Source organism: Flavobacterium sp. UBA5153, assembly GCA_002413745.1.
Classification (GTDB): domain Bacteria; phylum Bacteroidota; class Bacteroidia; order Flavobacteriales; family Flavobacteriaceae; genus Flavobacterium.
On sequence record DHXP01000064.1, the window covers coordinates 1 to 5,923 of the forward strand.

Below are 5,923 nucleotides of genomic sequence, written 5' to 3' on the forward strand. Positions count from 1 at the left end.
AATAATACCGCTAGTTATTTCAAATTAGTCCAATAAAAATTGAACTAAATGAAATATACAGCGGCATTATACCAGAACGATTGGACTAAAACATATTAACCAATGGTATTAATTATTAATTATTAATTGGCAAAACATCCATCTCTATCTTTGTCAATAACTCCGCCATCATAACCACATTCGCCCATACGTGGAGAATTTACAATCGGGGCATTGGCATAATCACTAAAATCCTCACATACCTCTTCGTGTTTTTCTGTACATGATTCACAAAAAAAGGAAGGTTCTTCCCATAGACAAACAGTACACATGCAGATTGCCGGTTTTGCATTGCAAATGCTACACATAATTTTTAAAGGTTCGTTCCTTGATAAAAGTACAATTTTATCCTTGCCTTCAAGTTCATATTTTTTATGCCCTTTTAAAAATACAGTAGTTGTGGTTCCATAATCATAATCGTGTTGTATTTTTACCTTTGCAGCAAAAACATTTTCAACAGCATGCGACATGGAAACTTTTGCTCTTTTATGGCTGAAACCACTCATGTGTCCACAACAGTCTAGCCATATTTTTCTCAAAAAGGTATCTATATCTTTCATTTTTGCCGATCCTTTTACCAATAAATGCAAAAACATTTCCCCAGCTTCAACTTCTATGTGGCAAAAGTTTTCTGTATTAGCTCCTCCTTTATCTTTTTCCAACTTTTTGAGGTGACCCGTAAGATGTTTGGTTATTTCCTTTTGCGAAAAAACTTCATTACAATAAATGCATTTTCCTTCTGATGTTAAATTTTCTGCCATTTTTATCAATTAATTGTTTTGTTATGCTTTTTTAGTTCAAGTGTAATCCCAATTTATAGGTGTTTAAGCCTATTTCAGAATTAATAATTAAGGCAGCTAATCTTTTACGGCTCATTTTTTTATAAAAAACAAAGTTATAAATATTTGCACGTAAAAAAATAAGTAATTCAAATCGATTTGTTGTTTTTAGGAAGATATTTGTTAAGATAAAATGGTAAAAAAATCAATTTATTGGTTTAACCTGAAAGGTTTCAAAAACCTTGTAGGTTTTTAAGACACTGATTCAATTTACACATCAAAATCCAATAGATTTTCTCGCTTTACTACACCATTTTTCATTTTCACAAAAAGAAATGATTCTTTCAAAGTTGGGAAGTGTGCCAAAAGAAGGCGGAGTGAAAACAAAATTGCAACATTAAATTCCATTTTTTCTAATCATAAAAAATAATAGAGATAATTTTAATAACGTCACATTTTGTCGATAGCCATTCCTACTATTGCATAGAAAAAGAAGTATATTTGAACCAATTAAAAAACAACGAAATGGGAAATTACATTCAAGATAACCTTATTAAAGACGAACAAATTGAATTTGAAACAACATACCATTGGATAATATTCTGCAATTTGAGAGCAATTTTTACTTTATTCATTGCTCCTATGCTAGACCGCTATTCAGATGAATTTGCAATAACAAACAAACGTATCATTGTTAAGACAGGCTTAATAAGCAGAAAAACATTGGAAATGAACCTAAGCAAAATTGAAAGCGTCAATGTGGACCAAAGTATTTTAGGAAGAATGCGGGGTTATGGAACCATTAGAATCATTGGAACTGGTGGAACAAAGGAAGAATTTCCAAATATCTCAAATCCAATAGAATTTAGAAAGAAATTTCAAGAATTATCATAAATCAACTAAGCTCCATTTCGGAGCTTTTTTTAACCCTTATAATTTTTGTATAGAAATCAAAATAAATAAATAGTTGAAAAATTTATTTACAACGCCATTCTTTGGCGTTGTACCCAATTAGTTTTGACCTAAATTTTAAAACTAATAGTATGGAAACATTAAATAAAGATTCTGAAAATAATCAAGAATTATTTCTTCAAAACACTAATTTCGGAATATTGGACTCTACTTCAACATACGTAGATTGCTTTAGAATGTATTTAGGATATTATAATAAGATACCTAATTTTAAGTCTTTAAATTTCATAGATATTGACTCTTTTAAAAATTGGTTTGAAAACAAGTATGAGAACCAAATTATCAAACAACATTACAAACAGCGATTTGATTCCCCAAAAAAAGAATTAAAATATATCGATCATTTTTATATTCTAAAACAAGATTTAATGCTGAATGTAGAACGCAATAGTATTTACATACTTTATACAAATGAACAGGAAACAACTGTAAATGTACTTTTTGAGGAATGTAAAAAATTTATAAAAATCCCTAAAAAAACAACTGATATTAGTTTAATAATTGCTCAAAATGGAAGTTTAGAAACCAAAGAAGTACACATCAAAAAACCAAAAATTGATTTTAATATCCATTATAATGAAGATTTTTTTTCTATTCACAAATCAATGGTAAAACAACTCAACAAAAAAGACACTAATGGACTCTACCTTTTTCACGGGCAGCCAGGCACTGGAAAAAGTACCTATATCAAATATTTAATTCACCAACTAAAGAAAAAAGTAATCTTCATTTCTCCTAAAATGGCAGGAGAACTGGATAATCTTAGTATGACTCCATTTTTATTGGAAAACAGAAATTCGGTTTTAGTTATTGAAGATGCCGAAGAACTGATTACTTCTCGTGAGGAAGTGCGAAATTCCAATCTCTCGATGTTACTCAATCTTACGGATGGTTTATTGGGAGAAAGTCTTGGAATTCAAATTATAGCCACGTTTAACACCGATGTTAAAAATATAGATAAAGCGTTGCTTCGCAAGGGAAGACTTTCCATTATTTACGAATTCAAACCGCTTGCCCTTGATAGAACCAATGCTTTGTTGAACAAATTAGGACATATAATAGAAGTGGCGCATCCCCTATCTGCTGCAGATATTTTCAACTTTGAAATCAGCAACAATTATGAACCCAAATTGAGAAAAGCAGTTGGGTTTGGCAATTAAAAACAAAGGATATGAAAATAGACAAAGAACTCGAGATAGATTTTATCAGAGCCATTCAAAAATGTTCTTCTGAAAGATCAGGAAGTGAAGAAGGAAGAATCCACAAAAGAAACCACCACATAGAAAGTCTGTTTGAATTAATACCCACGGTTTGTGAGAAAATTGTATTGTTAAATGAAAAATTAAGGCAAGAAGAAATACGGGTTTTTAACCAATATCGGTTAATTGAAAAGAATTGTAATTTGATGGTTAAAAACAAAGTAATTGACGATTTCAATATACAAGTTGAATTAGCATATTGGAACAATAAGCACTATAAAAAATATGACCCTTCAATTTACGGGAATCCATTCTTTAAATCTACTGATGATTTTATGGGAATGCAAAGAGGAGAGGTCGAATATAATTCAGAATCTCACAATGAGCATCAAGACAAAGCTCCTTTTCCCGAAATCAATCATTGTTATTCGTTTCATAGTTTGTATGACCATTGCCACGAATTAACTTGGTTTGACATTTATAATATTGATGAGGTTTGGATGGAAATTAAAGTCGATTACCAGTTTTTTAGAAAAATAAAATAATTACGACATCTTATGACGTTAGAGGAATTTACATTTGCAGTAGATAAAATAAAAAACTATGGAATTAATCGAATTTATCGAAATTTACAATTACAAAAAAAGTGTCATTCTTTTAGAAGGAAAACGAAATGTTTTAGAATCCGACAAAGAAAAATTGATTCAATTAGGAAGTCTTTTAGCAACTCACTTGCCTTTGGCTACTTTTAGAAGTGGAAATGCCGTTGGTGCCGATTTTTACTTTTCGCAAGGGGTGCTGCAAGTGGCTCCTGAACGCTTACAAGTAATAACGCCTTATGACAATCACCGTCAAAAAGGCAACAATGCCTATGAAACCATTTCGCTAGATCAAATTGATTTATTGAACGAACCCGAAGTGGTTTATCAGTCCAAAAACAACAAGAAAACCAAGTCCTTGATTGACAAATATGTTGATGGGTCTAAAGATCGTTTTGCAATAAAAGCCGCTTACATTATTAGAGATACCGTGAAAGTTACCGGAACGAAATCAGGAATTCCCCCTATCGATTTTGCGTTTTTCTATGATGATGAACAAAAACCAAAAACGGGAGGAACAGGTCATACAATGGAAGTTTGCGAAATGAACAAAGTGCCTTATTTAACGCAAAAAGACTGGAAAAAATGGATATAATAACCAATTGAGGAAAGCCGTAAACTTTTAAACATTGGATAATCTATTTTTGATGACCGAGCGGAAATTCTAAATATTTACCTATAAGAATATGAAAAAAATAATCATTGAATTAACAGACGACCAACATCAAAAAATGATGGAACATTTGTCAAAAGGAACAAGTTTGAATGTTGAAAATGAGACTTTTTCAGGTTATAGTTTTAATTTGAATTGTGTTGAAGGGGGAATTTCCTCCTGGCTAGAAGTAGAAATGAATGGCATCTTGGATTTAGGCGAAGTCGATTGGAAAATGGAATAACAAATAACAATGGAATTAGAACAAATTAAAACTGAAATACTAAAAATATATCCGCAATGGAAAAACACCTCGGATAGTATTGCTGGCGATAAAGATGCAGAATTAGAGGAAAGTTTTGTGCGTGATTTAATTATAAATTACTGTGAAAACAAAGGCTACGAAGTGGATGGTTACCCCTTTCAAAAACAAATCTTGGGAGAAACAGACAACGATTATGACGAAGATTATTTTTGTTACGAACGCAATCTAAAATATCTGGATGTTTTGGCAACAATACAAGAGGATGTTATGGAATTAATGTATTTTTATGGCAAAACCTTTTGGCCAGACCAAATGGAATCCAAAGAAGCCTATAAAAAACAACTCCTGTTAGATATATTATATAATAGATACGAAATAGAATTTTAGAAAATAACATCCAAACAGTAAATTAGATTATGGGAAAAGAAGAATTTAAAAAATTTTTAAAAGATAGTTTCGGAAAGCATATTACCGAAGCACTTTTAGATGAAGAAAAGATGTCATTAATAAAAGGAAAAGCAGAAGAACTTTATCACGGTGATATTTGTCTTAATAATGAAAAAGTTTTGAGTCTTGTTAAAAATGAAACCTTTAAAAGCGTTGTTGATAATAACAACTGGGCTTTTGATTTTCCGGGTTGGATTGGTGCTTTAGATTTTTCAAAAGATAATATAAAAGATATTATGGTTATTGGTATGGAGCCACATATTGGAAAAGGAGATAGAACTGCTCAAGTTACTTATGGATTAAGAGAAACAGGAGAATCTGAATATGCTGAATTGGGAGAATATTTAGGTAATAGACGTCTTTGGAATAATTTGAATAGTGTTTTTAATAACAATGATGATTATTATCATAAAGAAAAGTATTTAAACAATCAAATCGATAATGATTTCTTTAATAGAATTTACATAACTGATTTAGCTCATTTTGCAATAAAAGGAAAAGCAAAAGAAACTTCTGATGTAAAGATTTGGCCAAAAATAAGAGAAGAAAATGCCAATAAATATATATCAAAAACTATAGAATTGATTCGACCAAAATATATTATTTCCCAAGGGAAAGATGTTTCGAATTTTGTAAATAGGTTATTGAAAAATGAAGTAAATATCAACCCAAATTGGAATAGCACACATTTCTCAGATGTAAACTTTCCATATTTTGAGTTTTTTAAAATAAATGATATGGTAGATTCAAGTTTTAAAATAATTCATATTATTCTTCCTCATTTAGCAAGTGGTAATACAAATAATTTTTGGTTACCAAAGAAAAAAGTAATAAGAGATCCTCAAATGGAAAAAATCAGAGAAAATTTAAAAGAATTTGAAATATTAACTCAAAAAATAAAATAATTATGCCAGAAATTACAGATAAGAAACACGGAAAAACAGCCTTCTATATAGGGTCTGCTGAGAAAC

The 5,923-nt window shown here is 30.4% G+C and carries 8 protein-coding genes; 7 read left to right on the forward strand and 1 reads right to left on the reverse strand.

Going from position 1 to position 5,923, the window contains the following annotated elements; all coding sequences use genetic code 11:
* Window positions 1-122 precede the first annotated feature (122 nt).
* The gene (locus tag B2145_RS12825) at window positions 123-800 is read right to left on the reverse strand and encodes a hypothetical protein (RefSeq protein ID WP_291102930.1); all 678 of its coding nucleotides are present in this window, start codon (window positions 798-800) and stop codon (window positions 123-125) included.
* A gap of 543 nt (window positions 801-1,343) precedes the next feature.
* Between B2145_RS12825 and B2145_RS12830 the strand changes: the two genes are divergently transcribed.
* The 7 genes from B2145_RS12830 to B2145_RS12860 all read left to right on the forward strand — a co-directional run bounded on the left by B2145_RS12830 (window position 1,344) and on the right by B2145_RS12860 (window position 5,857).
* Complete coding sequence (locus B2145_RS12830; protein WP_291102933.1) at window positions 1,344-1,712, forward strand: PH domain-containing protein; 369 nt, start codon at window positions 1,344-1,346, stop codon at window positions 1,710-1,712.
* Window positions 1,713-1,861: 149 nt separating this feature from the next.
* Entirely contained in the window at window positions 1,862-2,950 is a 1,089-nt protein-coding gene (locus B2145_RS12835) for an AAA family ATPase (protein ID WP_291102935.1), read from the forward strand.
* A gap of 11 nt (window positions 2,951-2,961) precedes the next feature.
* Window positions 2,962-3,534, forward strand: coding sequence for a hypothetical protein (locus B2145_RS12840; RefSeq protein WP_291102937.1), 573 nt, complete (start codon window positions 2,962-2,964; stop codon window positions 3,532-3,534).
* Window positions 3,535-3,592: 58 nt separating this feature from the next.
* Entirely contained in the window at window positions 3,593-4,183 is a 591-nt protein-coding gene (locus B2145_RS12845; RefSeq protein WP_291102939.1) for a hypothetical protein, read from the forward strand.
* A gap of 91 nt (window positions 4,184-4,274) precedes the next feature.
* Window positions 4,275-4,484 (forward strand): hypothetical protein, encoded by a 210-nt coding sequence (locus tag B2145_RS12850; RefSeq protein WP_291102940.1) that lies wholly within the window; start codon window positions 4,275-4,277, stop codon window positions 4,482-4,484.
* Window positions 4,485-4,493: 9 nt separating this feature from the next.
* Window positions 4,494-4,892: a hypothetical protein gene (locus tag B2145_RS12855; protein WP_291102942.1), complete on the forward strand. Its 399-nt coding sequence runs from the start codon at window positions 4,494-4,496 to the stop codon at window positions 4,890-4,892.
* A 29-nt stretch (window positions 4,893-4,921) separates the two neighbouring features.
* Window positions 4,922-5,857, forward strand: coding sequence for a hypothetical protein (locus tag B2145_RS12860; protein ID WP_291102944.1), 936 nt, complete (start codon window positions 4,922-4,924; stop codon window positions 5,855-5,857).
* Window positions 5,858-5,923 lie beyond the last annotated feature (66 nt).

Coding starts and splice junctions, on each gene's coding strand:
- B2145_RS12845 (WP_291102939.1), top strand. CDS start 3,593: ATGGAATTAATCGAATTTATCGAAATTTACAATTACAAAAAAAGTGTC.
- B2145_RS12830 (WP_291102933.1), top strand. CDS start 1,344: ATGGGAAATTACATTCAAGATAACCTTATTAAAGACGAACAAATTGAA.
- B2145_RS12850 (WP_291102940.1), top strand. CDS start 4,275: ATGAAAAAAATAATCATTGAATTAACAGACGACCAACATCAAAAAATG.
- B2145_RS12840 (WP_291102937.1), top strand. CDS start 2,962: ATGAAAATAGACAAAGAACTCGAGATAGATTTTATCAGAGCCATTCAA.
- B2145_RS12825 (WP_291102930.1), bottom strand. CDS start 800: ATGGCAGAAAATTTAACATCAGAAGGAAAATGCATTTATTGTAATGAA.
- B2145_RS12855 (WP_291102942.1), top strand. CDS start 4,494: ATGGAATTAGAACAAATTAAAACTGAAATACTAAAAATATATCCGCAA.
- B2145_RS12860 (WP_291102944.1), top strand. CDS start 4,922: ATGGGAAAAGAAGAATTTAAAAAATTTTTAAAAGATAGTTTCGGAAAG.
- B2145_RS12835 (WP_291102935.1), top strand. CDS start 1,862: ATGGAAACATTAAATAAAGATTCTGAAAATAATCAAGAATTATTTCTT.